Below are 23,792 nucleotides of genomic sequence, written 5' to 3'. Positions count from 1 at the left end.
AGGTTCATTAAATGGGTTCCGGCCCGTGCTCGTCAAGAGCCGTCACCAAGTCGTTGCACCTAGACTCAGGAGGAAGCGCCACATGCCCCGACCGCAGGAGGATCTGCTCATGGCTCCCGCCGGCCCCGCCCCTCGGCGTCGCGGTCGCCCGCGCCATCCGGTGCTCTCCGAGGAGCGGATCACGAAGGCCGCGATCAAGATCGTGGCCACCCGGGGCTACCGGCACCTGACGATGACCGAGCTCGCGCGGGAGCTGAAGGTCTCCACCTCGGCCCTGTACAACCACACGCCGTCGAAGCGCGAGGTGCTGATCCGGGTCCAGGACGCGATCAACCAGGGCATCGACTGCTCCGCCTTCGGCACCGTCCCGTGGGACCGGGCCCTCGAGAGCTGGGCGCGGTCCTACCGGGACTGCTACGCCCAGCACACGGCCATGATCCCGATCATGGCCGTCCAGCCGGTCGCCGACTCCCCGCACACCCTGCAGATGTACGAGACCGTGGCCTCCGGGCTCGCGGACGCGGGCTGGGAGCGCGCCAGCATCGTGGACGTGATCGTCTCGATCGAGTCGCTCGTCTTCGGCGCCGCGTACGACGCGACGGCGCCCGCCGACATCTTCGACCCCGGGGAGCGCGCGGACCTCGCCCCGGTGTTCGCCGCCGCCGTGCAGGCACGGCCGGCGGACGCCACCGCCGCGGCGGACGCGGCCTTCGACGCGGCCCTCACCGCCATGCTGGAGGGCTTCCGGCTGCGCCTGGCGGCCGCCCGGGACCGGGCCGGCCGGCAGGACGGATCCGCCGGTCAGGACGGATCCGCCGGTCAGGACGGATCCGCCGGCCAGGACTGAGCCCCGGCCGCGCCGGCTCAGGCGTCCAGGGCGTGCATCACGTGCTTGACCTGGGTGTACTCCTCGACCGAGTAGAGCGAGAGGTCCTTGCCGTAGCCGGAGTCCTTGAACCCGCCGTGCGGCATCTCGGAGACCAGCATGACGTGGGTGTTGACCCAGACGCACCCGAACTCGAGCTCGCGGGAGACCCGCATGGCCGTGCCGTGGTCGGTGGTCCACACGCTCGAGGCGAGGGCGTAGTCGACGTCGTTGGCCAGCTCGAGCGCCTCATCCTCCGTGGCGAAGGGCTGCACGGTGAGGACGGGGCCGAAGGTCTCCTCCTGGACGAGGGCGTCGTCCTGGCGCACCCCGGACACCACGGTGGGCTCGAAGAAGTAGCCGGGGGAGCCCGCCACCGGCTTCCCGCCGGTGACCACGCTCGCGTGCTCGGGCAGCTCGGCGAGCTTGCGGCACACGTCCTCGAAGTGGCGGGCGTTGTTGAGCGGGCCGTAGAAGTTCTTGGACTCGTCCGGGTCGCCCGTCACGATGCCCCGGGCGGCCGCGGCGAGCAGGCGCACGAACTCGTCGTGGGCGCTGTCCTGGACCAGGATGCGCGTCACCGCGGTGCAGTCCTGGCCGGCGTTGAAGGTGCCGAACTCCACGAGCGCCTTGGCCGCGGCGGGCAGGTCGGCGTCCGCGAAGACGACCGCCGGCGCCTTGCCGCCGAGCTCCAGGTGCCCGCGCGTCAGGTTCTGCGCTGCGGCGAGGGCCACGGCACGGCCGGCACGGACGGACCCGGTGATCGAGACCATGGCCGGGGTCCGGTGCCCGGTCATGAGCGCGCCCGTGGAGCCGTCCCCGAGCAGCACGTTGACCACGCCGGCCGGGAAGATCCCGTCGATGAGCCGGGCCAGGACGAGGGTGGACCCGGGGGTGGTGTCCGAGGGCTTGAGGACCACCGTGTTGCCGGCGGCCAGCGCGGGGCCGAGCTTCCAGATCGCCATCAGCAGCGGGTAGTTCCACGGCGTCACCTGCGCCACGACGCCGACCGGCTCGCGCCGCACGTAGGAGGTGTGCCCGCCCAGGTACTCCGCCGCGGCCTTGCCCTCGAGGGTCCGGGCGGCGCCGGCGAAGAAGCGCAGGTTGTCGGCGCCGGCGGCGACCTCCTCGTCGGCGATCATCTGCCGCGGCTGGCCGGTGTTGCGGTGCTGGGCCTCGACGAGCTCGTCGCTGTGCGCCTCGAGCGCGTCCGCGAGCCGGAGCAGCAGGAGCTGCCGCTCGCTCGGCGTGGTGCGCTTCCAGCTCCGGAACGCCGCGCGGGCGGCGGCGAAGGCCCGGTCCACGTCCGTGGCGTCGGAGACCGGGGAGACGGTGACCGTGGTGCCGGTGGTGGGGTCGACCACGTCGATCCGGCCGGTGCCGTGGGCGTCGACGAAGGCGCCGTCGACGTAGTTCTGCAGGACGTCGCTCATGGTGGTTCCTCTCTGCGGGCGAGAACGCGGTGCCTGCCACTCTAAATGATCGGTGTTCATTTTAGTAGGGTCCGGTGTGACCGGGCCCACCGACGACGACGGACCCCCGCGCCCGAGGATGCTCGGTCGCAGGGGTCCGCCGCTACGTGGGGGTCCCGGGGGATCAGGCCTTCTGCACGGTGATCGACCACTCGGCCGCACCGCGCTTGCTGAACTGCGTGACGGGGTAGCCGTTCTCGGCCGCCCAGCGCGGGATGGCCTCGGTGCCCTGGGTGCAGTCGAAGTTGATGACGAGCTCGTCGCCGGCGGGCATCTCGGCCATCGCGGCCTTCGCCTCGACCACGGGGAACGGGCAGACGAGACCGTCGGTCTCGAGGATGTGCTGTGCCATGGGTGGTGCCTCCTGGGACTGGGGGTCGGTGGGTCAGACGCCGGCCGGGACGCGGCCCGGGGCGGCGGACGTCTTGCGGGGGGCGATGAAGAGCTTGGCGGCCGCGCCGGTGCCGAGGATCATGACGGCGAAGCTGACCCAGCCCTGCCACTCGAAGGCGGCGGTGGCGACCAGGGCGTTGCCGATGGTGCAGCCCCCGGCCCACGCCGCGCCGACGCCCATGAGGGCGCCGCCGCCGATGGAGCGGACGATGGTCTGCGCGTCGGGGACGCGGAGCTTGAACTCGCCCGAGCCCTTGGCCGCGATGAACGAGCCGATCAGGATGCCCAGGACCAGGAACACGCCCCAGTCGACGAGCTCGACGTCGCCCGTGGTCAGGTAGCCGGCGATGTTCGCGGATGGGGTGGTGATGCCGAGGCCCGACTCGCGGCCGGTGGCCCAGCTGGCGGGCCAGGCGATGATCGCGATGATGCCGATGACCACGGCGGTGGCGAACGGGTTCCAGGCCTTCTCGAACAGCAGGTGGTTCAGGCCGGTCCGCTCCGGCGGGAGCGTGGCCATCTTCATCCGCGGCTTGGTGAGGTGGTGGCGGGCCCACAGGCCGGTGACGGCGACGAGGGCCAGCACGAGCACCCACGGGGAGACGCCGAGGGTCTCGTGGATCGAGCCCTGGGTGCCGACCGTCACGCCGCGCATGGCCTCGGTGGTCCCGGCCAGCGGGCCGTACTTGGAGATGGTCGCGAACAGCGCGTAGAAGATGAGCGCGAACCAGGAGCCGACGAGTCCCTCGGAGGCGCGGTAGTAGGTGCCGGTAGCGCAGCCGCCGGCGAGGACGATGCCGAAGCCGAAGACGAAGCCGCCCACGATCGTGGCCAGCCACGGGAAGGCCGAGGCCTCGAGGGTGATGACGCCGAGGGCGTTCAGCACCCAGATGCCGACCGCCTGGACGGCGATGGCCACGAAGAAGGCGGACAGCCACCACGTGTTCTTCGCGATCCAGACGTCGCGGAACGCGCCGGTGACGCAGAAGCGGCCGCGCTGGAGGACGAACCCGAGGGCGGCGCCGATGAGAAGGCCTGAGATGAGCATCCCCGCACGTTATCCATTCCACGGCAAGCACTCCAGGGTGTCGTCATGCGCCGTAGCATAGTGATGCAGCACTCACCACTGTGTGACGCCCGAAGACCGCGCCGGCCGGCGCGGACGGGCGGGCGTCCGGACGGAGCGCAGATGAGACGACCCCGGCCCGAGACCCCCGGCCCCGGCCAGGAGTCCGTGTGGGACTACCCGAGACCGCCCCGGACCGAGCCCACCCGGGAGCACGTGGAGGTGTGGCTGGGCGGTGCGCGCATCGCCTCCACCACGGCCGCGCTGCGGGTGCTCGAGACCAGCCACCCGCCCACCTACTACCTGCCCCGCGAGGCCTTCGCCGAGGGCGCCCTGGTCCCGTGCGAGGGCAGCTCGTGGTGCGAGTGGAAGGGCGCGGCGGCGTACTTCGACCTCCGGGGCGGGGCCCGCACCGCGCCGCGGGCGGCCTGGACCTACCCCTCCCCCGCGCCGGGCTTCGAGTCCCTGCGCGGGCACGTGGCGCTGATGCCCGGGATGATGGACCGGTGCCTCGTCGCCGGGGAGCAGGTGCTCCCGCAGGAGGGCGGTTTCTACGGGGGCTGGATCACCTCGCGGGTGGTCGGTCCGTTCAAGGGCGCTCCGGGGACCCGGGGCTGGTGAGCCCCGGTCGCTCACCGGCCGGTCCGGCCGCGCCCGCGGCGGACGCGGCGGCGGACTCCTCGGCGGTCTCCTCGGCGGTCTCCTCGTAGGGGCGCAGCCGGACAAGGGCCAGGGCCGCGAGGGCGACGACGACCGCCACGCCGACGTAGAGCTGCGTGGGGGTCCAGCCGGTGTCCAGCAGCGCGCCGACCGCGATGGGGGCGAGGATCGCCCCGGCCCGGCCGACCCCGATGCCCCAGCCCACGCCGGTGGTCCGGATGCCGGGCTCGTAGGTCATGGGCGCCACGGTGTAGAGCCCGGCGATGCAGCCGTTGATGAGCATGCCGACCACCACGCCGGAGGAGAACGCCAGCAGGGGCACGGACGTGGTGGTGATGAACAGCACGAGGGTCACCGCGGAGAGCACCGTGAAGGCCATCAGGGTCAGCCGTTCGTCCCACCTGGTGGTCAGCGCGCCGTAGAGCAGGGACCCGAAAGTGCCGCCCATCGTGAGCATGAGCCCGCCGACGATGCCCTGCTGCTCGGTCATCCCGGTCTCCACGAGGAGCCGGGGCGTCCAGGAGTTGGCGAAGTAGAAGCCGAACATGATGACGAAGAAGGCCGCCCACAGCAGGAGGGTCGCGGTGCGGTAGCGGCCGCTGAGCAGCAGGCCCACGCTGCTCCGCCGCTCGCCGGCGCCCGCCGGGACGGGGCCGAGCTCGACCTCCCCCTCGAGGCGCAGGCGACGGGCGATGCGGTCGAGCTTCTGCACGGCGCCCGCGGGCCGCCGGGTGCGGAGGTAGTCCACGGACTCGGGCAGCACTGCCAGCACGAGCGCGATCGCCACGAGGGTGAGCAGGCCGCCGGTGAGGAACACGGAGCGCCAGCCGAAGGCGGGGATCAGCTGGGTCGCGCCCATGCCGCCGAGGGTGGCGCCCACGCCGTAGCCCGCGGTGAAGATGCTCACGGCCATGCCGCGGTGGCGGGCGCTGGCGTACTCACTGGTGATCACCGTGGCGGAGGCGAGGATGCCGCCCACGCCCAGGCCGGTGACGACGCGCCACAGCCCGAGCTCGAGCACGGACCCGGCCGTGGTGGACAGGAACAGGCCGAGGGCGTTGACGGCGAGCGCCAGCACGAGGATCCTCCGCCGGCCGTACCGGTCCGCGAAGGGCCCGAGGACGAGGGAGCCCACGGCCATGCCGATGAGCCCGGCGCTGAGCAGCCAGCCCAGCTGGGAGCCGGAGAGCCCGAACTCCTCGGTCACGGAGGTGGCCGTGAACGCCATGGCGAGCACGTCGTAGCCGTCGAGAGCGTTGAGGAACGTGGTCACCGCGATGATGAGCCACTGGTACGACGACATCCTGGATGCGTCGATCTGGTGTCGGATGTCCATGGGGAGCCTCTCAGGGGACGTCGATGGTGAGGACGGCGGCCGGGCGCTCGCCGGGATCGGCCGCCGGCGCGGCGGAGACCACCCGCGAGACGCAGCAGCACATGGACGTGCCGGTCTGCTTCTGCCGGTCCGAGTAGAACACGTCGCGGTGGTCGATCCGCCCGGCCAGGCCGAGGACCTTGACCTGGCAGAGCCCGCACTCGCCCTTGCGGCAGTCGGACATCATGTCGAGCCCCTCCCGCTCGAGGGCCTCGAGCAGGGACTCGTCGGGGCCGACGACGGCCTCGGCGCCCAGCCGAGGGACGCGGACCACGAACGGCTCGGCCTCGAACCAGCCGCTGTTGCCGAAGGTCTCGTAGCGCAGGCCGGTCGGGTCCAGCCCCCGCTCGGCCCAGGCGCGGCGCACCGCGTCCATGAGCCGGATGGGGCCGCACATGTAGAGCTCGGCGCCCTCCGGCACGCCGGCCACGAGGGCCGGGACGTCGAGCGAGCCGCCCTCGTCGTCGACGTGCGCCTCGAGCCGGTCCCCGTGCAGGGCGCGCAGGTCGTCGAGGTAGGCCATGGCGGCGCGAGAGCGGGCGACGTAGACGAGGCGGTAGTCCGCGCCGAGCCGGCGCAGCAGCGCCGCCATCCCGGCGATCGCGGTGATGCCGATGCCGCCGGCCAGCAGGACGTAGGTCGGGGCCCCCACGCGCAGCGGGAAGTTCTGCAGCGGCTGGGTGATCTCGAGGACCTGCCCGGGCTCGAGACCGTGCATGAAGATCGAGCCGCCGCGGGAGGTGGGGGTGCGGAAGACGCTGACGGCGAGCTGCGCGCCGTCGTCGTCGGCGTCGACCACGGAGTAGGAGCGCACCTGCTGCTCGCCGTGGACGAGGACGCGGACGTCCACGTGCTCGCCCGGCCGCACCGGGCAGGGCCGGTCGGGGCGCAGGACGACGCGCCGGATGCCGGCGGCGACGTCCTCGACGGCGACGACGGCGGCGCGCTGCCAGACCTCGTGCTGGGAATCGGCCACGGCCCCTCCTCAGGCCCCGGCGGGAGCGGCCGGGGCGGCGGCGGGGCGGCCCTCGGCCTCGAGCGCGCGCTCGAGGAGCCGGCGCACCCACATCCCGCCCATGTCGATGTTGAGGTTGTAGAACTCGTGCTCGGGGTTGGCGTCGATGGCCGCCTGCTGGGCCTGCAGCATGGCCTCGTCCTCCCCGAACACCCCGTGCACGCCGTTGCGCAGCTGGGTGGTGATGAGCTGGCTCTCCAGGCGGTAGTTGCGCATGAAGGCCCAGAAGTAGTGGCAGGAGCGGTCCGTCTCCGGGGTGATCGTGTTCATCACGTAGCCGTTGACCCCGCGGGAGCGGTCCCCCTCGGGCGCCCCGGTGCCGGCCTCGGCGACGCCGACGTCGATGCAGATGGTGGAGGGGAAGGTGTAGTGGATGATCTGCCAGCGGTCCACCTTGCCCTCGAAGCCCGGGAACCGGTCCCGCATGTTCTTGAGCCAGAAGGGCGGGGGGTCGATGTTGCGCATCCAGCGGGTCACGGTCACGGAGCGCTCGTCGTGGGTGGTCTCGAACTCCGACTCGGACAGCTCCTCCTGGCCGATGCTGGAGGAGTGCACGAACTCCTCGTGCGTGAGGTCCATGAGGTTGTCGAGGACCAGCTGGTAGTTGCAGGGGGCGTGGATGGTCTCGCCGTCGCCGGCCCACTCGGGGCTGTCCATCTGGTGCATGTCGGGCAACAGGGCGGGGTCCGCCCGCGTGGGGTCGCCCAGCCACACCCACACGTAGCGGTGGCGCTCGAGCACCGGGTAGGACGGCACGGTGGCGGAGGGGTTCAGCGTCTCCTGGGCGGGCATCGAGGTGCACCGCCCCGCGGCGTTGTAGCGCAGCCCGTGGTACGGGCACTGGATCTCGTCGCGGCCCACGAGCCGGCCCTGGGAGAGCGGGGCGAGCCGGTGCCAGCAGGCGTCCGCCAGGGCCACGGGACGGCCGTCCTCGGTGCGGTACAGGGCCAGCGGGCGTCCCGCCACGGTGCGGGAGAGGATGCCCTTGGCGGTGATCTCGTGGTCCCACCCGGCCACGTACCAGGCGTCGAGCGGGTGGGACAGGAGCTTGGCGGTGGAGGTGGTCCTCGTGGCGGCGACGGTCATGGTGCGGTCCTCTGCTGGGCGGTCCGGGGCGAGCACGATCCACTCACTATCTCGATAGATAGTCGTGGCGCAGGACACACAATATCTATGTCCATAGTGAGTGACAAGGGTCACGGGGCCGGCTCCCGGCTAGGCTCAGCAGGACGACCCCTGCTGCGACGGAAGGAACCGCCCGTGAGCCTCCGCTCGGCCCTGCTGGCACTGCTCTCCTCGGGGCCGCTGACCGGCTACGACGTGGTCAAGCAGTTCAGCTCCTCCGTGGGCCACGTGTGGCACGCCCCCGACTCGCAGATCTACCCGGAGCTGCGCAAGATGCACGCGGAGGGGCTGCTCACGAGCCGGCCCGTCCCCTGGGGATCGCGCGGGGCCACCAAGACGGAGTACTCGATCACGCCCGAGGGCGAGCGCGCCCTGCGGCAGTGGCAGGACCAGCCGCTCGGCTACGTCCGGGAGCGGGACCCCGCCCACCTGCGGGCCGCCTACTTCGAGTGGGCCTCCCCCGGCGCCGCGGCCGCGCAGCTGCACGCCCACATCGAGCACTACCGGGACCAGCGCGCGCAGGCCCTCCAGCAGATCAGGGCGCTCCAGGACCGCACGAGCCCCACGCTGGCGCGCCGGCTGGCGGCCAACCCCGAGGAGCAGTGGGAGCGGATCACCCGGTTCAAGGTCTTCGCCTACGAGGGGCAGGTGGCCCGCGCCGACCAGGAGATCGCCTGGGCCGAGCGCGGCCTGCGGCTGCTCGAGGAGCTGGGCGAGCTGGGCGGGTCCGGGGAGCCCGGCACCGCCTGAGGTCCGGCGGGCCGCCGGGTCCCGGGCCGCCCCGGTCGCGGGGTCCCGGACCGCCCGGGTCGCCGCGTGACGCAACCGCGCCGCGGCCGGCACCGTTCCGGGTCCTGTTCCCGCCCGGCGCACCGGCCGGTGCGTAGGCTGGACGGACCCCCCTGCCCCTCGGCCCCAGGACAGACCATGACCCGCTCGCCGCTGCCCCGCCCCCTCGCCCTGGCCCTGTGCGCCGCGCTCCTCCTGACCGGCTGCGCCCAGGGCGCCGGCAGCGGCTCGGCGGCGACACCGGCGGCGGACGCGTCGCCGTCGTCGGCCGCCCCCTCCCCGACCCCCGTGCCCGCGGAGCCCGCGGAGCTGATCGGCGGGGGCACCGAGGTGTTCCCCGACCGGCGGATGGTCGCCCTCTACGGCCGCCCCGGGACGCCGGCGCTGGGCGTGCTCGGGGAGCAGGGCCCCGAGGAGTCGGCCGTCCGGGCGAAGGAGCTCGCCGCCCAGTACGAGCCCTTCAGCGACGTGCCCGTGGTCCCCGCCTTCGAGATCATCGCGACCACGGCCTCCGCGGGCCCCGGCGAGGACGGGGACTACTCCGAGGAGCTCCCGGTCGAGGAGCTGCGCCCGTACGTGGAGGCCGCGGCGGAGCACGGCGTCTACGTGGTGCTGGACCTCCAGCCCGGCCGGCAGGACTTCCTGAGCCAGGCGCAGCAGTACCAGGAGCTGCTCGAGCTCCCCAACGTGGGCCTGGCCCTGGACCCGGAGTGGCGGCTGGGGCCGGACCAGGTGCACATGGTGCAGATCGGCTCGGTGGACGCCGCGGAGATCAACGCGACCACGGCGTGGCTCGCCGGCCTGACCCGGGACCACGACCTGCCGCAGAAGGTGGTGGTCCTGCACCAGTTCGCGGAGTCGATGATCACGAACCGCCACCTCGTGGACGCCTCCCGCCCGGAGCTCGCGCTGGTCCTGCACGCCGACGGCCACGGCACCCCGGAGCTGAAGACGGGCACGTGGGAGCGGCTGCAGCAGGGCCTGCCGGAGGGGATCCGGATGGCGTGGAAGAACTTCTACGACGAGGACACGCCCACCTTCACGCCGGAGGAGACGTCCGCGATCGAGCCGCAGCCATGGTTCGTCTCCTACCAGTGAGCCCTGCCGGCCCGGGATCCTCGCGCCTACGATGAGGACGGGCGGCCCGGCAGCCCGCCGGACCGGCGACCGAGGAGGACCCCATGAAGGCACTCGTCTACCACGGACCGGGCCGCAAGGCCTGGGAGGAGGTCCCGGACCCGACCCTCCAGGACCCCACCGACGTCATCGCGAAGGTCGACACGACCACCATCTGCGGCACCGACCTGCACATCCTCAAGGGCGACGTCCCCGCCGTCGTCGACGGCCGGGTCCTCGGCCACGAGGCGGTCGGCACGATCACCGAGGTCGGGGACGCCGTGACCGGGCTGGAGCCCGGCGACCGGATCATCATCCCCGCGGTCACCAACTGCGGGAAGTGCTCCTACTGCAGGAACAACCAGCCCTCCCACTGCCAGACCCTGGGCGGCGTGGGATGGGTGTTCGGGCACCTCATCGACGGCACGCAGGCCGAGTACGTGCGCGTGCCGTTCGCGGAGACCTCCGTGCACAAGGTCCCGGAGGGTCTCGACGACGAGGACGTCCTGTTCCTGACCGACGCCCTGCCCACGGGCTTCGAGATCGGCATCCTCAACGGCAACACGAAGCCCGGCGACACGGTCGCGATCGTGGGCGCGGGGCCGGTGGGCCTGGGCGCGGTCATGACGGCGAACCTCTGCGGCGCCGGGCGCGTCATCACCGTGGACCTCGACGAGAACCGGATGGACAAGGCCCTCGAGCTCGGGGCCACGGACAAGGTCAACGCCGGGGACCCGGACGCCGTCGAGCGGATCAGGGCGCTGTCCCCGGACGGCCTCGGCGTGGACGTGGCCATCGAGGCCGTGGGCGTGCCCCAGACCTTCCGGACCTGCCTGGACGTGGTCCGGCCCTACGGCACGGTGGCCAACGCCGGCGTGCACGGCAAGCCGGTGGAGCTGCCCCTGGACCGGATGTGGATCTCCAACGTCCGCATCAACATGGGGCTCGTGGACTGCCGCACCGTGGGCAGCCTGCTCAACATGGTCCGGTCCGGCCGGCTGGACGCGAAGGCGATGGCCACCCACCGCTTCACCATGTCCCAGATGGAGGAGGCCTACGAGCTGTTCGGCAACGCCGCGCAGCACCGCGCGGTGAAGGTGGTCATCACGGCGGACTGAGCCGCCGGCCCGGCGCTTGCTAGCGTGTGCCCGTGCGGACCGACAGACTCCAGAGCCCCCGGCAGCGCAGGACCATCGACCGGCTGGCCCGGTGGCTCGTCCGCGCCCACGGGACCGAGCCCGGATGGGACGCGCTCGTGCTGGACGTCCTGAGCGTGGGCCGGGACCTGCGCCTGCAGGTGCGAGAGGTCCGCGGCGACCGCACGACCTGCCGCCCCGTGGACGCCGAGGGCCTGCGCAGCACCCCGCGCCGGCTGGCCCGGGCCCTCCAGGAGGACTACGCCGACCTCGTGGACGGGTCGTGGCTGTCCGCCACGCTGATCGTCACCGTGGCCGGGCGGCGCTGGCAGCGCCCCGGCGTGGAGCTCGTGCTCAACTACGACGACGACCCCGCCCTCCCGGCGCACGCCCCGCACCCGGTCGCCGCGGAGGACTGGCGCCGGCACCTCGGGCGCTACCGGAGGATGGACCACAGGATCCCGGCCTGGCTGCGGGAGCGCCTGGCCGCGGCCGGCCTCGACGTCCCGGAGCGCTGAGCGGGCGCTGTTCGCCCTGGGGGGAATGACCCCTTCCGGGGCGCCCCGCCTGTTCCCTCAGCATGCTGAGGGGTCTACGCTGGTAGCACCTGTTCACCGACCGGAGGGAGAGCCCATGGGACTCGGAGACAAGATCAGCAACGCCGCGGAGAAGGCGAGCGGCACCGCGAAGGAAAAGGTCGGCGACGCCACCGACAACCGCGACCTCCAGGCCGAGGGCCAGGCGGACAAGCTGTCCGGCAGCGCCAAGCAGGCCGGCGAGAACGTCAAGGACGCGGGCAAGAACTTCAAGGACGGAATGTAGCAGCACGGTTCAGCCGTCGAACCAGCCGGAGGGCCCCGGTGTCGCAGTCGACACCGGGGCCCTTCGCCGTGCTCCGCCTTCCCCGCCGCCGCGAGGGGTCGCGTTCCGTCTCCTGCCGCCGCGAGGGGTCGCGTTCCGCCTCCTGCCACCGCGAGGGGTCGCGTCCTGTCGGATTGCGCCGCTCGTACCGGCAGAACACGACCCGCCGGCACGAGGGGGTCGCGGATCGCGCCTCGTCACGCGACGGCGCACCGCCTCCCGGTTGCGATGGCACATCCTGGGTAGCCTGGGGCCATGCCGCAGACCTTCCCGGAGTCCCCGGAGTTCCCGCCCGGCTTCGAAGCGGAGCAGTGCGTCTGGGAGGCGTTGCGGGCGCAGCTCCCCGAGGACGCGGTGCTGATCTCGGGGCAGCGCATCACCGGGGACGAGGTCGAGGCGGAACTGGATCTCCTGGTGCTGTGGCCGGGTGTGGGCAACGCGGTGATCGAGGTGAAGGGCGGGGACATCTCGGTCCGGAACGGGCAGTGGCACCAGTCCGGCCGGGGTGGGGCGCACCGGCTGAAGCGGTCGCCGCTGGAGCAGGCCCGGTCCGGGATGCACGCCCTCCTGGACTACCTGGCGCCGCGGCTGTCCCGCGGGGGCGGGCGGACCACGTTCTTCGCGGCCCTGCCCTACACGCGCCTGCCCGGGGACTGGGACGTCCCCGACGCCCCGCGGGACCGGCTGTTCGACCGCACCGACCTGGACGGCATCGCCGGACGGCTGAACCAGGTGCTGCGCCGCAGCACACAGGCCTACCGCCCACCGGACGCGTCCACCGTGGAGCTGATCGTCAAGAACCTGCGCCGCACCCACCTGTCCCTGTGCAACGTGCAGGACCTCGCCCGGGAGCTCGAGGACTCCGGCAACCAGCTCACCCGGGAGCAGGAGCGCACCCTGTCCCTGCTGCGGTGGCAGCACCGCGCGCAGATCACCGGAGGCGCCGGTTCCGGCAAGACCCACCTGGCCATGCTCAAGGCCCGCCGGCTGACCCGCGACGGGCACCGCACGGCGCTCGTGTGCTACTCCCGGGGACTCGCACGGTACTTCGAGCTGATGTCCCGGGCGTGGCCGGAGGAGGAGCGCCCGGCGTACATCGGCCTGTTCCACCGGCTGCCCGTCGAATGGGGCGCGGAGCCCGGCGAGGACGACGACCCCGACTACTGGGAGCACCGGCTCCCCCAGCGGCTGCGGGAGCTGGCCGCCGCCCGTCCGGACGGGGACCGGTTCGACGCGATCGTCGTGGACGAGGGACAGGACTTCGGGGAGCTGTGGTGGGAGGCGCTGGTCCAGTGCCTCGGGGACCCGGACCGGGGCGTGCTGTTCGTGTTCACCGACGAGCACCAGCGCATCTTCGACCGGGACGGGCACGCCCCCATCGACCTCAACCCGTTCCCGCTGGACGACAACCTGCGCAACACGGCCACCATTGCCCGGGCCTTCGCCCCGCTCGCCCGGGAGCCGCAGCGGTGCCGGAACGGGGAGGGCCCGGCGGTGCGGTTCGTCGACGTCGAGCCGGGGGCCGTCCTGGAGCTTGCCGACGACGCCGTGGTCGCCCTCCAGGACGAGGGGTGGGACCCGGGCCGCATCGCGCTGCTGACCACCGGCAGGCGCCACCCGGTGCAGCGGGAGATCGTGGACACGGAAGGCTTCGGAGCCTACTGGGACGGGCACTTCGCGGAGGAGGACGTCTTCTACGGGCACGTCCTGGGCTTCAAGGGCCTCGAGCGCTCGGCCGTGGTCCTGGCGGTCAACGGCTTCCAGGACATGGTCCGGGCCCAGCACATGGTCTACGTGGGCATGTCCCGCGCGAGGTCCCTGCTCGTCGTCGTCGGACCCCGGGAGGTCGTGGAGGAGGCCGCCGGCCCGCGTCTGATGGCCGCGCTCGACGCGGGCGAGGCATGGCGCCCGCCCGCGGGCTGACCCGGAGCCGCCCCTGCCGGCGGGCCGGTCAGGTCAGGTCGCTGATCAGCCGCGCCAGGATGTCGTTCATCGCCAGCAGCCCGATGAGCTCGTTGCCCTGGACCACCACCAGGCGGTTGAGCCGGAAGCGGGTCATCAGCGCCGCGGCCTGGTTCACGGACAGGTCCTCGCCGACCGTGACCACCGGCTTGACCGCGGCGTCGTAGACGTTGAGGAGATCCACGTCCCCCTCCTCCGCCACGATGGCCTGCAGCAGCTCGCTGTAGCTGAGCAGCCCGTAGCCGTCGTGGGGGTGCTGCGGCTCCACCACCAGGCTCTTGACCTGGCGGGTGCTCATGGTCGACAGCGCCTCCCGCAGGGTGCTGTAGGGGGAGATGGTGATGACGTCGCGCACCATGACGTCCTTGACGGTCAGCACGGGGTTCCTCCTGGGAATCTCGGACGGTGGGAAACTCGGACGGAGCTCGATCGGGGTTCGAACGGGCGTCGGGTCAGGCGCCCTCGCGGCGCATGTGCTCCTCGAACCGGGCGACCTGCTGCATGTCGATGCCCGTGAGGTGGTCGATGGGGATGCTGAAGGCGATGCCGCGGGAGCCGCCGCCGCCGTCGACGAGCAGGTCGTGCATCACCTTGAGGATGGGCGTGGCCAGGTGCGTGCCCACGACCATCAGGAGCACGGTCTGGGCGCCCTCGAACGTCAGGCCGAAGAAGGTGCGCTTGGTCTCGCCCCCGATGCCCTTGCCCGGGAGGATGGTCACCCCCGTGGCCCCGGCGCGCTGGGCCCGCTCGATGACGGTGTCCTCGAGCTCGTCGGGGGCGATGACCACCACGGCGGTGAACTTCATGTCGGCTCCTTCTGCAGGCGGGGGATCCTCTCCAGGATCATGGCGTACCCGAGCACCGAGATGATCGGGAAGATGGACGCGAAGGCGATCAGGCCGAAGCCGTCGATCAGCACGTCCCGCCCCTCGATCGCGCCCGCGAGCCCGATGCCGAGGGCGGTCACGAGGGGCACGGTGACCTCCGAGGTGGTGACGCCGCCGAGGTCGAAGGCGAGGGCCACGATGTGCTTCGGCGCCAGCAGGACCAGGACGATGACCACGGCGTAGGCGGCCATGATCACGTAGTGCAGCGGTGCTCCCACGAGGATGCGGTACACGCCCAGGGTGATGCCGACCGCCACGCCGACGGCCACGACGAGCCGGATGGCGGAACCACTGATCCGGCCCGGCGAGGCCGCCTCGGCCTGCTCGCCGATGGCCACCAGGGCCGGCTCGGCCATGGTCGTGGCGAAGCCGATGAGCAGGGCGAAGAGCAGGATGAGGGCGGGCGCTCCGCGCTCGATCAGCTGCTCCGCCATGATCGTCCCGATGGGGAAGAGCCCCATCTTGAGGCCGACGACGAACGCGTACAGCCCCACGAGGACCATCACGAAGCCCACGGCCACGCGCAGCGGGTGGGCCACCCCGTGCCGCAGCACCACGTACTGGAAGAACAGGACCACGAGCACCATGGGCAACACGTCCCGGACCATCTCCGCGAGCCCCAGCACGTGCTCGAGGGCCCAGTGCACCGGGGCGCCCCCGGACCCGGCGGCGCCGACGGCCTCGGCGTCGCCGAACGTGTAGACCCAGATCCCGTACAGCTGCACGCCGATCATCGGCACCATGACGCACAGGGCCACGAGGCCGAAGCCGTCCGAGAGCGCGCTGCGGCCCCGGATCGAGTTGGCGAGACCGATCCCGATGGCGGCGATCAGCGGCACGGTGACGATGTTCGTGGTGACGCCGCCGGAGTCGTAGGCGAGGCCCACGATCTCCGGCGGGGCGACGTACGTGGCGACCAGGACGAGCACGTAGCCGGGCAGCAGCAGCCTCTGCACCGCCCAGCCCCGCAGGATGCGCAGGATGCCGAGGACGAGCACCGCGCCCACGGACACGGCGATGACGAGGCGCAGCACGAGGGCGCTGATCCGTCCCTCGCTGACGAGCTCGGCCTGCTCGGCCACGGCGATCAGCGCGGGCTCGGCGACCACGGCGGCGAAGCCGATGGCGAAGCCGAACGGGAGCAGCAGCCCCAGGGCGCCGCGGCGGGCGAACTGGTTGGCCAGGTTCTTGCCGACCGGGAACACGCTGAGGTCGAGGCCCTGCAGGAACAGGGCGATGCCGACGCCCACGACCAGCAGCCCGGCGACGAGCCGCAGGGGCTGCTCCGGGACCTCCCGGAACACGGCCAGCTGGAACACCACGACCACCACCACGATGGGCAGCAGACTCCGCAGGGCCTTCAGGAACTCCCGGGAGAAGTGCGTGAGGTGCTCCATGGGCGCTGCCGGACCTCCTCCGGGGGAGCCGCGGGCGGGGTGTCTCCCGCCAGTCTGTCGCGGCCGGCCCGGGGCCGTCTATCGGGTGCTGTCGGTGGCCTCGTCGGCGTCGTCGCCGGACTCGACGCCGGCGAGCTCCTCCTGGGAGCCGTGCCCGGTGCGCGCCCGGGTGCGGGCGTCGACGGCCAGCAGGGCGAGGACGACGACGCAGCCGGCCGCCGCCGCGAGCAGCTGGATCCACCAGTCCCCCTCGGGGGAGAGCAGCGTGCGGTCCTCGAGCTGCCAGGGCCACAGCGTGCGCAGGGCGCCGAGCATGAGCCCGGTGAGCGCCAGCATGGTGACGCGGTGGTGGTGGTCGAGGAGCCACTGCAGGCCCTTGACGATGACCACCATGCCCAGGGCCGCCCCGAGGAAGAACAGGGACAGATAGCCGAGGTCGAGCTCGTCGACGGCCCGCAGCGTCGGCTGGTAGAGCCCGATCGTCAGAAGCAGGAAGGAGCCGGAGAGCCCGGGGAGCAGCAGCGCGGACACCGCGACCATGGCCGCGAGCACGATGAGCAGCGGCGCGGGGGCCACCGTGGTGGGCGGCACGGACACGAGCACGAACGCGAGCACGGCCGCGAGCGCCACGACGGCGGCGTCCCGGGCCCGCAGGGCCCCGCCCGCCAGACGGAGGGGCACTCCGATGGAGGCCAGGACCATGCCGAAGAACAGCGCCCGCATGGTGACGGGGTACTCCTCGACGAGGTGGCTCATGGGCCCGGCCACGGTGAGCAGGGCCGCGACCATGCCGATCACCACGGGCACCACGATCCGCCAGTGGACCCGGGCCAGGTGGTGGCGCACCCCGGCGGCGCGGTCGGGCCCGAGCAGCGCCCGCCTGCCGGCGGAGACCACGTGCCCGGCGGAGTTGATGAGCTCGTCGTAGATGCCGACCACGAGGGCCACGGTGCCGCCGCTGACCCCGGGGACGGTCTCGACCACGCCGATGAGCGCGCCGCGCACCACGTTGCCCGGGATGCTGCGGCGGACCTCCCCGCCGGGGGTGGTCGTGGCGGTGGTCGTGGTGGCCGGCGGTGTCGAGGGACGGTCCGGGGGCGACGAGGGCGTCACAGGTGCTCCTGGGCAGGGGAAGAGGGGACGCCTGCCAGGGTACCGGGGCGGGCGCCCGCCCCGGCGGCCCCGGGTGTGCCGCCGGACACGCGTGCGTAGACTGGCCCGACCGCACGAGCCTTCGACCCAGGAGCCCGCCATGAGCCCCAACCACGTCGGTTTCGCCCTGATCCTGCTGGCAGCGCTGTTCCTCGTGGGGAAGTGGTTGCGGGTCCGGGTGCGGTGGATCCAGAAGATCTTCCTGCCCAGCTCCATCATCGCGGGCTTCCTCGCCCTGCTCGCCGGGCCCCAGGTCCTGGGCCGGGTCGGGGAGGCCGCCGGGGTCGGCTGGCTCGCGGACGGGGGCGTGTTCACCCCGGAGATCCTCGAGGTCTGGGCCGCCCTGCCCAGCCTGCTCATCAGCGTGGTCTTCGCGACGCTCTTCCTCGGGGCGTCCATCCCCGGTCCGCGGCGCGTCGCCCGGCTCGCCGGCCCGCAGCTGTCGGTGGGTCTCGCCTTCGGCTCCGGCCAGTACGTCGTCGGCCTGCTGCTGGTGATCGCGGTCCTCGGTCCCCTGTTCGGGATCTCCCCCATGGCCGGGGCCCTCATCGAGATCGGCTTCGAGGGCGGCCACGGCACCGCGGCCGGGATGCGCCCCGTGATGGAGGAGCTCGGCTTCGAGGAGGGCGCGGACCTGGCCCTGGGCATGGCCACGATCGGTCTGGTGGGCGGCATCGTCATCGGGATCGCCGTCATCAACTGGGGTGTGCGCACCGGCCGCACCAAGGTGCTCAAGGGCAACGTGGAGCAGTCCGTCGAGGAGCAGAAGGGCCTCTACCGCCGGGACGAGAACATCCCCGCGGCCATGATGACCTCCCGGCCGGCCTCGATCGAGCCGCTGACCCTGCACGTGGCCGTGGTGGGCATCGCGATCCTCATCGGCTACCTCATCCTCACGGCCCTGCAGTGGGTCGAGCAGGCCCTCTGGGCGGACACCGTGGAGCTGCTCGCGTTCGTGCCCCTGTTCCCGCTCGCCATGCTGGGCGGCGTGGTGGTGCAGCTGGTGATGGACTGGCGGGGCATCGGCCACCTGCTGGACCACCAGATGATGCTGCGCATCCAGGGGCTCGCCCTCGACTTCCTGATCCTCGCCGCGATCGCGACCCTGTCCCTCACCGCGATCGCCGCGAACTGGGAGGTCTTCCTGGTCCTGTCCGTCGCCGGCGTCGTCTTCTGCACCGGCTTCCTGCTCCTCTTCGTGCCCAAGGTCATCCCCGACTACTGGCTCGAGCGCGGCATCGCGGACTTCGGCCAGTCCATGGGCGTCACCGCCACCGGCCTCATCCTGATGCGCATCGCCGACCCGCACGACGAGAGCCCGGCGATGGAGGCCTTCGGCTACAAGCAGCTGTTCTTCGAGCCGTTCTTCGGCGGCGGGCTGATCACCGCCGCCTCGGTGCCGCTGATCTACCAGTTCGGCCCGTGGCCGCTGCTCGTCGTGATGTCGGTGCTGTTCGTGGTGGCGCTGGTCGGCGGCATGGCCTACCGCCGCCGGCTCGTGGCGGCCGGCTCCGCCGACGCCGTGCACGCCCGGCAGGCCTGACGGGCCATGAGCGACGTCCTCGTGGCCACCGGTCACGGGCAGATGCCCGTCCACGTGGCGGTGCCCGACGGCCCGGGGCCCTGGCCCGGGGTGGTGCTCGTGCACGACTTCACCGGGATGAGCCAGGACCTGCGCCACCAGGCGGACTGGCTGGCGGGCGAGGGGTTCCTCGCCGTGGCCCCGGATCTCTTCCACTGGGGCGGCCGGCTCCGCTGCCTGCGCACGATCATGAAGGACATCGGCGCCCGCCGGGGACGCACGTTCGACGACGTCGAGGCGGCGCGGTCCTGGCTCGCCGCGCGCCCCGACTGCACGGGCCGGATCGGGGTCGTCGGCTTCTGCATGGGCGGCGGCTACGCGCTCGCCCTCGCCGTGGAGCACGGGTTCTCGGCCGCGAGCACGAACTACGGCGGATGCCCCGAGGGCGCCGAGCAGTGGCTCCCGGACGCCTGCCCCATCGTGGGCAGCTACGGCGGGGCGGACACCACTCCCCTGGGCGCCGACGCCGGCCGCCGCCTGGAGGGCATCCTCACCGAGACCGAGGTGGCGCACGACATCAGGATCTACCCCGGGGTGGGCCACGGCTTCATGAACGACCACGACCCCGAGGACCTCTCGCCGATGCTGCGGGTGCTCGGCCGGTTCAGCCGCACGGCCTACGACGACCCGGCCACCCAGGACGCCCGGCGCCGGATCGTCGCGTTCTTCGACCGGCACCTGCGGGAGCCGGCCGGTCCGGACGGAGCGCAGGACTCCGAGGGCTGAGCACCCGGCGCGAGGGCGCGCACGACACGGATGACGGTGTGCGACGACGAATTCGTGACGTGTTGTTGTTCACGCGCCCGGCCGGGACGGCCGTCACAGAACGCCGCCCTCGGGACCCCTCGGGCAACCGTTGCAGGTTGCCGACCGGACGGGGGTGTGACCAAGCTCAAGACCTGCGGGCCGTTTGTCAAATCGGGGTCGCTGCGCAGGTCACCGCGGGCAGTGCACCATGGAAGCACACACGAACGAAGACTTGATGGGAGGTGGCGGAATGACCGCTGCTGAGAAGTGGATGACCGACCTGAGCCAGATCCAGCCCGGTGACCGGCTCGAGATCTGGGACGAGTTCTACGAGAGCTGCGTCGGCACCGTGGGGCAGGTCTCGCACCCCCTGGGCGTCCTGTGGGTCCTCGAGGCCGGCACCGGCGTCCGCCGGCTGTTCTCCTTCGAGGACTGCCGCCTGCGCCCCGCGCCCCTGGCCCTCGCGGCCTGACCGGACACGGTCCACGACGCCCGATCGGGCCGGTTCGCACCGGCGCCCGGTCGGGCGTCGTCGTGCTCTGGGCCCGCCCGGCCGCGCACGGCAGGATGGACCCATGAGCATCCTCATCGGCCTGGACATCGGCGGCACCACGACCCACGGCCTGCGGGCCGAGGACGGCCGCCCGGTACAGGAGGCCGTCGGCGGCAGCGCCAACGTGCAGAACGTCAGCCCCGCCCAGGCCTCCCGCGCCCTCGCCGGCGTCCTCGGTGAGCTGGGCGCCTCCGCCGCGGACGTGGTCGTGGCGGGGGCGGGCGGCGTCGACACGCCCGCGGACGCCGAGGCGCTGCGCGCGCTCATCGCCCCGCACACGGGGGCGGCGCGGATCGTCGTCGTGCACGACACCCGGCTGGTCCTGGCCGCCGGCGGGTGCAGCACCGGCATCGCGGTCATCGCCGGCACCGGCTCCGCCGCCTGGGGCGCCACCCCGGACAGCCGGGAGGCCCGGGCCGGCGGCTGGGGGCACCTGCTGGGCGACGAGGGCAGCGGCTACTGGCTCGGCCGGGAGCTCGTGCGCCGCGCCCTCGCCCGGCTCGACGACGGGCTGCGACCCGACGCCCTGGACCGGGCGGTGCTGGCGCACTGCGGGCTTCCCGAGCCCGGTCAGCTCATCGAACGCTTCCACAGCGGCGCGGACCGCGGGTTCTGGGCCGGGCTCTCCCGGGTCGCCTTCGAGGCCGCGGCGCACGACGACGACGCCCTGCAGCTGGTGGACCGCGCGGCCGGGGCGCTGGCCGATCTCGCCGCCACCGTGTCCCGGCGGCTGGAGCTGACCGGCCCGGTGGTGGTGGGCGGTGGCCTGGCACGGCACCAGCCGCTGCTGCGGGACCGGCTGCAGCAGGCCGCCGCGGCCCGCGGTCTCGGGGAGCTGCGGGTGCTCGAGCGCGATCCCGTGCACGGCGCCCTGCGTCTCGGCGAGCGCCGGTGACGGCAGAGCCGCCGGGGAGCCCTACCCTGAACGGGTGACCACCCTCGCTCCCGCCCGCGGCCCCCGGCTGCGCCCGACCCTCTACGTGCTGGCCGCCGTCGTCTCCGTCCAGTTCGGAGGGGCCCTCGCCGCCGTCCTGGTGCCCCTGATCGGGGCGTCCGCCACGGTGACCATGCGGCTGCTCATCAGCGCCGCGATCATGCTGGCCGTCATCCGGCCGCGGCTGCGCGGCCGGAGCCGGGAGGCGTGGCGGTCCGGCCTGTTCTTCGGGGCGGCCCTGGCGGGCATGAACTTCGCGTTCTACCAGTCCCTGGCCACCCTCCCGCTGGGCGTGGCCGTGACCATCGAGTTCCTGGGCCCCCTCGCCCTGTCCGCCGTGCTCTCCCGCCGCGGCCGGGACGTCCTCGCCGTGGCGGCGGCCCTGGGCGGGATCGTGCTCATCTCCCAGGCCCTCACCGTGCCGTGGGCGGAGCTCGACCTCGCCGGCATCGCCTGGGCGGCGCTGGCCGGGGCGGGCTGGGCCGCCTACATCCTGGGCAGCCGGTCCGCGGGCCGGCACTTCGACCAGCTGGACGGTCTCGCCGTGGCCCTGGTCGTGGCGGCGGTCCTGGTCACCCCGGTGGGTGTCCTCACGGCGCACGTCCCCGCCCTGACGTGGGGCGTGCTGGGCGCGGGGGTGGGGATCGCGATGCTCTCCTCCGTGGTCCCCTACTCCCTCGAGCTGCTCGCGCTGCGGGCCATCCCGCCCAAGGTCTTCGGGATCCTGCTGAGCCTGGAGCCCGCGGTCGCGGCCCTCGCCGGGCTGCTGGTGCTCGGGCAGGCGCTCACGGGCCTGCAGCTCGTGGGCATGGGCCTGGTCGTGACCGCGAGCGCCGTGGTCATGGTCGGCGGGAGCTCCCCCGAGCTCGCCGCGGACGCCGCGGCGGACCCGGCGGCCCGCAGGAACTGATCAGCCCCCTGTTCAATGTCGGACGGCCGTGATGGGATGGAGACCATGGAAGCCAACGAGATCATGGACCGCATCCGCTCCGCCCGGGACCACGCCCTGGAGCAGGAGCGCGAGGAGCGCAGCAACATCGAGAACGCCGACACCGCGGACAAGCAGGGCGCGGCGAGCGTGCGCCTGGCCACCCGGCAGGCCGTGCGGGAGGCCTTCGACGACATCCTCGGCGAGAGCACCGACCCCGGGCAGGACAGCTGAGCGCCCGGACGGCCGCGCGCCCGGCCGGCGTGACGAGCGTCCCCGGAGTCCTCCGGTGACCCGCACGGCCGTGGTCGGCGCGGGCATCGTCGGCCTGGCCGCTGCCCACGCCCTGCGGGCGCGCGGCACCGACGTGACCCTGTACGAGTCCGGGCCGCCCGGCGGCGGGCAGTCCGCCGGGCAGGGCCGGATCTTCCGGCACGCCCACGAGGACCCCCGGCTGGTGGCGCTGGTCGCCCGCAGCCGGGCCCTGTGGCGGGAGTGGGAGCAGGAGTTCGGCGTCGAGCTGGTCTCCCCCGACGGCGCCGTGGCGATCGGGGACGGCGTCGAGGACAAGCTCCGCACCCTGGAGCCGTTCGAGGACGTCCCCGTGCGGCGCCTGTCGCCCGAGGAGCTGCACGAGCGGCTGCCGCTGCTGGCCGACTGGACCGGCCCGGCGATGCTCGACGTCCGCGGCGGCGCCATCCGCACCCTCGCCGCCGTCGCGGCGCTGTCGCGCCGGCTCGAGGAGTCGATGCTGCGCGAGCACGTGCTCGCGGCCCGGCGCACGGGCACGGGAGCGGTGGAGGTGCGCACCGGGACCACCTGCGAGACCTACGACCACGTGGTGCTGTGCGCCGGCCGGGGCACCGCCCCGCTGGCCCGCGGCGCCGGGCTCGACCTGCCCGTGGAGGTGGGCGCCCACGTCCGCCTCACGTTCGCCCTGGCCCCGGACGGACCGGCCCTTCACGGTTCGGTCCCGGACGGAGCACCCTCCGGTACCGCCCGAGGCCTGCCGACCCTCCAGGACGGCAGCGGGGCCTTCGGCGAGACCGGCGTGTACGCCGCGCCGTATCCGGACGGCCGCCACTTCTCGGTGGGCCTCAGCGCCGACACGCCCGCCCACCCGGATGGCGGCCTCGCCGACCCCGCGGCGCTCGCCGCCCTGGCCGACCGGACCGTCTCCTACGTGCGGCGCGCCCTGCCCGGCCTGGACCCGCGCCCGGTGGACCACGTGCACTGCTGGGTCACCCGGCTGCCCTGGGGCGACGACGGCGTGGGGATCTGGTCCGAGGACGGGCTCACCGCCCTCGCCGGGCACAACCTGTTCAAGCAGGCCCCCGCGCTCGGCGAGGCGCTCGCCGGGACCGTGCTGACCGGCACGGTCCCCGGCCACCTCCACCACGGGGAGCGGCTGGGCCGCTCGGCCGGCTGAGCGGGTCCGTTAGCTGTGATGTCCAGGGAGGTTGGTCAGGCGGGTGACCGGTGGCTGGCCTCCAAGTGCGGAGTGGGCTCGATGATGATTGTAGAAGTGCAGCCAGCCCGGTAGGGCATCGTCGCGCTCTGCCGTGGAGGGGTAGAACCGGGCGTAGGCCCAGCCGTCGGCCAGGGTGCGGTGGAAGCGTTCGATCTTGCCGTTGGTCTGGGGCCGGTAGGGGCGGGTGCGTTTGGTCTTGATGCTCAGCTCGGCGCAGGCCTGGGCCCAGGCATGGGAGCGGTAGCAGGACCCGTTGTCCGAGAGCACCCGCTCCACGGTGACGCCCTGGTCGGCGAACCACGCCCT

26 protein-coding genes are annotated in these 23,792 nt (G+C 73.1%); 15 read left to right on the top strand and 11 right to left on the bottom strand.

Annotated features, from left to right (window positions below):
* Nucleotides 1-82: 82 nt before the first annotated feature.
* Nucleotides 83-847: a TetR/AcrR family transcriptional regulator gene (locus CRM73_RS07185; protein WP_229587247.1), complete on the top strand. Its 765-nt coding sequence runs from the start codon at nucleotides 83-85 to the stop codon at nucleotides 845-847.
* A 17-nt stretch (nucleotides 848-864) separates the two neighbouring features.
* On the opposite strand, the gene CRM73_RS07180 is transcribed toward CRM73_RS07185, so the two are convergent.
* From CRM73_RS07180 to CRM73_RS07170, 3 genes are all read right to left on the bottom strand, one after another.
* Entirely contained in the window at nucleotides 865-2,298 is a 1,434-nt protein-coding gene (locus CRM73_RS07180; protein ID WP_109244269.1) for an aminobutyraldehyde dehydrogenase, read from the bottom strand.
* Between the two features lie 163 nt (nucleotides 2,299-2,461).
* Nucleotides 2,462-2,689 (bottom strand): sulfurtransferase TusA family protein, encoded by a 228-nt coding sequence (locus CRM73_RS07175; protein WP_017833997.1) that lies wholly within the window; start codon nucleotides 2,687-2,689, stop codon nucleotides 2,462-2,464.
* A gap of 33 nt (nucleotides 2,690-2,722) precedes the next feature.
* A complete protein-coding gene (locus CRM73_RS07170; RefSeq protein ID WP_017833998.1) occupies nucleotides 2,723-3,778 on the bottom strand; it encodes a YeeE/YedE family protein in 1,056 nt (351 codons plus the stop codon).
* 141 nt (nucleotides 3,779-3,919) lie between these two features.
* On the opposite strand from CRM73_RS07170, the gene CRM73_RS07165 reads away from it, so the two are divergent.
* Entirely contained in the window at nucleotides 3,920-4,417 is a 498-nt protein-coding gene (locus tag CRM73_RS07165) for a DUF427 domain-containing protein (RefSeq protein ID WP_095649904.1), read from the top strand.
* Here CRM73_RS07165 and CRM73_RS07160 read toward each other — a convergent pair.
* From CRM73_RS07160 to CRM73_RS07150, 3 genes are read right to left on the bottom strand one after another with little or no spacing between them, the layout of a single operon-like run.
* Nucleotides 4,386-5,792, bottom strand: a complete 1,407-nt coding sequence (locus CRM73_RS07160) for an MFS transporter (protein ID WP_217987512.1) — start codon at nucleotides 5,790-5,792, stop codon at nucleotides 4,386-4,388. The two genes, CRM73_RS07165 and CRM73_RS07160, sit on opposite strands and share 32 nt — an antisense overlap.
* A 10-nt stretch (nucleotides 5,793-5,802) precedes the next feature.
* A complete protein-coding gene (locus CRM73_RS07155) occupies nucleotides 5,803-6,807 on the bottom strand; it encodes a PDR/VanB family oxidoreductase (protein ID WP_229587244.1) in 1,005 nt (334 codons plus the stop codon).
* Between the two features lie 9 nt (nucleotides 6,808-6,816).
* Nucleotides 6,817-7,932: an aromatic ring-hydroxylating dioxygenase subunit alpha gene (locus CRM73_RS07150; protein WP_017834002.1), complete on the bottom strand. Its 1,116-nt coding sequence runs from the start codon at nucleotides 7,930-7,932 to the stop codon at nucleotides 6,817-6,819.
* A gap of 174 nt (nucleotides 7,933-8,106) precedes the next feature.
* Here CRM73_RS07150 and CRM73_RS07145 point away from each other — a divergent pair, with 174 nt between their 5' ends.
* The 6 genes from CRM73_RS07145 to CRM73_RS07120 all read left to right on the top strand — a co-directional run bounded on the left by CRM73_RS07145 (nucleotide 8,107) and on the right by CRM73_RS07120 (nucleotide 13,796).
* Nucleotides 8,107-8,721: a PadR family transcriptional regulator gene (locus CRM73_RS07145; protein ID WP_017834003.1), complete on the top strand. Its 615-nt coding sequence runs from the start codon at nucleotides 8,107-8,109 to the stop codon at nucleotides 8,719-8,721.
* Nucleotides 8,722-8,898: 177 nt separating this feature from the next.
* Nucleotides 8,899-9,858 carry a hypothetical protein gene (locus tag CRM73_RS07140; RefSeq protein ID WP_017834004.1) on the top strand — a complete coding sequence of 320 codons (960 nt, stop codon included), beginning with the start codon at nucleotides 8,899-8,901 and terminating at the stop codon, nucleotides 9,856-9,858.
* Nucleotides 9,859-9,941: 83 nt separating this feature from the next.
* Complete coding sequence (locus tag CRM73_RS07135; protein WP_095649908.1) at nucleotides 9,942-10,994, top strand: zinc-dependent alcohol dehydrogenase family protein; 1,053 nt, start codon at nucleotides 9,942-9,944, stop codon at nucleotides 10,992-10,994.
* A gap of 32 nt (nucleotides 10,995-11,026) precedes the next feature.
* Nucleotides 11,027-11,530 carry a hypothetical protein gene (locus tag CRM73_RS07130; protein WP_229587243.1) on the top strand — a complete coding sequence of 168 codons (504 nt, stop codon included), beginning with the start codon at nucleotides 11,027-11,029 and terminating at the stop codon, nucleotides 11,528-11,530.
* A 115-nt stretch (nucleotides 11,531-11,645) separates the two neighbouring features.
* Nucleotides 11,646-11,834, top strand: coding sequence for a CsbD family protein (locus CRM73_RS07125; protein ID WP_035925348.1), 189 nt, complete (start codon nucleotides 11,646-11,648; stop codon nucleotides 11,832-11,834).
* A gap of 294 nt (nucleotides 11,835-12,128) precedes the next feature.
* Entirely contained in the window at nucleotides 12,129-13,796 is a 1,668-nt protein-coding gene (locus CRM73_RS07120) for an NERD domain-containing protein (protein ID WP_109244264.1), read from the top strand.
* A 28-nt stretch (nucleotides 13,797-13,824) separates the two neighbouring features.
* Here CRM73_RS07120 and CRM73_RS07115 read toward each other — a convergent pair whose 3' ends face one another.
* From CRM73_RS07115 to CRM73_RS07100, 4 genes are all read right to left on the bottom strand, one after another.
* A complete protein-coding gene (locus CRM73_RS07115) occupies nucleotides 13,825-14,214 on the bottom strand; it encodes a CBS domain-containing protein (protein ID WP_109221844.1) in 390 nt (129 codons plus the stop codon).
* A 73-nt stretch (nucleotides 14,215-14,287) separates the two neighbouring features.
* Nucleotides 14,288-14,641 carry a transcriptional regulator gene (locus CRM73_RS07110; protein ID WP_109221845.1) on the bottom strand — a complete coding sequence of 118 codons (354 nt, stop codon included), beginning with the start codon at nucleotides 14,639-14,641 and terminating at the stop codon, nucleotides 14,288-14,290.
* The gene (locus CRM73_RS07105) at nucleotides 14,638-16,119 is read right to left on the bottom strand and encodes a DUF1538 domain-containing protein (protein ID WP_109244263.1); all 1,482 of its coding nucleotides are present in this window, start codon (nucleotides 16,117-16,119) and stop codon (nucleotides 14,638-14,640) included. Before CRM73_RS07105 ends, CRM73_RS07110 begins: the two co-directional genes overlap by 4 nt.
* A 78-nt stretch (nucleotides 16,120-16,197) precedes the next feature.
* On the bottom strand, nucleotides 16,198-17,232 hold the full coding sequence (locus CRM73_RS07100; protein WP_109244262.1) for a DUF368 domain-containing protein: 1,035 nt from the start codon (nucleotides 17,230-17,232) through the stop codon (nucleotides 16,198-16,200).
* A 139-nt stretch (nucleotides 17,233-17,371) separates the two neighbouring features.
* Between CRM73_RS07100 and CRM73_RS07095 the strand changes: the two genes are divergently transcribed.
* The 7 genes from CRM73_RS07095 to CRM73_RS07065 all read left to right on the top strand — a co-directional run bounded on the left by CRM73_RS07095 (nucleotide 17,372) and on the right by CRM73_RS07065 (nucleotide 23,444).
* A complete protein-coding gene (locus tag CRM73_RS07095) occupies nucleotides 17,372-18,814 on the top strand; it encodes a sodium/glutamate symporter (protein WP_109244261.1) in 1,443 nt (480 codons plus the stop codon).
* A gap of 6 nt (nucleotides 18,815-18,820) precedes the next feature.
* The gene (locus CRM73_RS07090; protein WP_109244260.1) at nucleotides 18,821-19,579 is read left to right on the top strand and encodes a dienelactone hydrolase family protein; all 759 of its coding nucleotides are present in this window, start codon (nucleotides 18,821-18,823) and stop codon (nucleotides 19,577-19,579) included.
* Between the two features lie 271 nt (nucleotides 19,580-19,850).
* Nucleotides 19,851-20,072 (top strand): hypothetical protein, encoded by a 222-nt coding sequence (locus tag CRM73_RS07085; protein WP_035925329.1) that lies wholly within the window; start codon nucleotides 19,851-19,853, stop codon nucleotides 20,070-20,072.
* Nucleotides 20,073-20,175: 103 nt separating this feature from the next.
* Entirely contained in the window at nucleotides 20,176-21,048 is an 873-nt protein-coding gene (locus CRM73_RS07080) for an N-acetylglucosamine kinase (protein WP_109244259.1), read from the top strand.
* A 34-nt stretch (nucleotides 21,049-21,082) separates the two neighbouring features.
* Nucleotides 21,083-21,997 carry a DMT family transporter gene (locus CRM73_RS07075; protein WP_109244258.1) on the top strand — a complete coding sequence of 305 codons (915 nt, stop codon included), beginning with the start codon at nucleotides 21,083-21,085 and terminating at the stop codon, nucleotides 21,995-21,997.
* 45 nt (nucleotides 21,998-22,042) lie between these two features.
* Complete coding sequence (locus CRM73_RS07070; RefSeq protein WP_035925322.1) at nucleotides 22,043-22,249, top strand: hypothetical protein; 207 nt, start codon at nucleotides 22,043-22,045, stop codon at nucleotides 22,247-22,249.
* Nucleotides 22,250-22,304: 55 nt separating this feature from the next.
* Nucleotides 22,305-23,444 (top strand): FAD-binding oxidoreductase, encoded by a 1,140-nt coding sequence (locus CRM73_RS07065; protein WP_109244257.1) that lies wholly within the window; start codon nucleotides 22,305-22,307, stop codon nucleotides 23,442-23,444.
* A gap of 9 nt (nucleotides 23,445-23,453) precedes the next feature.
* On the opposite strand, the gene CRM73_RS07060 is transcribed toward CRM73_RS07065, so the two are convergent.
* The coding region (locus CRM73_RS07060) for an integrase core domain-containing protein (RefSeq protein WP_229587242.1) at nucleotides 23,454-23,792 on the bottom strand (339 nt) is incomplete at its 5' end.

Source organism: Kocuria sp. CCUG 69068 (assembly GCF_020833785.1).
Lineage (GTDB): Bacteria > Actinomycetota > Actinomycetes > Actinomycetales > Micrococcaceae > Kocuria > Kocuria rosea.
Note: the sequence above shows the minus strand (reverse complement) of the source record. Positions and strands in the feature narration are given on the sequence as shown.

What these genes read in the sequence shown, in the direction of transcription:
- CRM73_RS07185 (WP_229587247.1), top strand. Translation starts at nt 83, where the DNA reads ATGCCCCGACCGCAGGAGGATCTGCTCATGGCTCCCGCCGGCCCCGCC.
- CRM73_RS07180 (WP_109244269.1), bottom strand. Translation starts at nt 2,298, where the DNA reads ATGAGCGACGTCCTGCAGAACTACGTCGACGGCGCCTTCGTCGACGCC.
- CRM73_RS07175 (WP_017833997.1), bottom strand. Translation starts at nt 2,689, where the DNA reads ATGGCACAGCACATCCTCGAGACCGACGGTCTCGTCTGCCCGTTCCCC.
- CRM73_RS07170 (WP_017833998.1), bottom strand. Translation starts at nt 3,778, where the DNA reads ATGCTCATCTCAGGCCTTCTCATCGGCGCCGCCCTCGGGTTCGTCCTC.
- CRM73_RS07165 (WP_095649904.1), top strand. Translation starts at nt 3,920, where the DNA reads ATGAGACGACCCCGGCCCGAGACCCCCGGCCCCGGCCAGGAGTCCGTG.
- CRM73_RS07160 (WP_217987512.1), bottom strand. Translation starts at nt 5,792, where the DNA reads ATGGACATCCGACACCAGATCGACGCATCCAGGATGTCGTCGTACCAG.
- CRM73_RS07150 (WP_017834002.1), bottom strand. Translation starts at nt 7,932, where the DNA reads ATGACCGTCGCCGCCACGAGGACCACCTCCACCGCCAAGCTCCTGTCC.
- CRM73_RS07140 (WP_017834004.1), top strand. Translation starts at nt 8,899, where the DNA reads ATGACCCGCTCGCCGCTGCCCCGCCCCCTCGCCCTGGCCCTGTGCGCC.
- CRM73_RS07135 (WP_095649908.1), top strand. Translation starts at nt 9,942, where the DNA reads ATGAAGGCACTCGTCTACCACGGACCGGGCCGCAAGGCCTGGGAGGAG.
- CRM73_RS07125 (WP_035925348.1), top strand. Translation starts at nt 11,646, where the DNA reads ATGGGACTCGGAGACAAGATCAGCAACGCCGCGGAGAAGGCGAGCGGC.
- CRM73_RS07120 (WP_109244264.1), top strand. Translation starts at nt 12,129, where the DNA reads ATGCCGCAGACCTTCCCGGAGTCCCCGGAGTTCCCGCCCGGCTTCGAA.
- CRM73_RS07110 (WP_109221845.1), bottom strand. Translation starts at nt 14,641, where the DNA reads ATGAAGTTCACCGCCGTGGTGGTCATCGCCCCCGACGAGCTCGAGGAC.
- CRM73_RS07105 (WP_109244263.1), bottom strand. Translation starts at nt 16,119, where the DNA reads ATGGAGCACCTCACGCACTTCTCCCGGGAGTTCCTGAAGGCCCTGCGG.
- CRM73_RS07095 (WP_109244261.1), top strand. Translation starts at nt 17,372, where the DNA reads ATGAGCCCCAACCACGTCGGTTTCGCCCTGATCCTGCTGGCAGCGCTG.
- CRM73_RS07090 (WP_109244260.1), top strand. Translation starts at nt 18,821, where the DNA reads ATGAGCGACGTCCTCGTGGCCACCGGTCACGGGCAGATGCCCGTCCAC.
- CRM73_RS07085 (WP_035925329.1), top strand. Translation starts at nt 19,851, where the DNA reads ATGACCGCTGCTGAGAAGTGGATGACCGACCTGAGCCAGATCCAGCCC.
- CRM73_RS07080 (WP_109244259.1), top strand. Translation starts at nt 20,176, where the DNA reads ATGAGCATCCTCATCGGCCTGGACATCGGCGGCACCACGACCCACGGC.
- CRM73_RS07070 (WP_035925322.1), top strand. Translation starts at nt 22,043, where the DNA reads ATGGAAGCCAACGAGATCATGGACCGCATCCGCTCCGCCCGGGACCAC.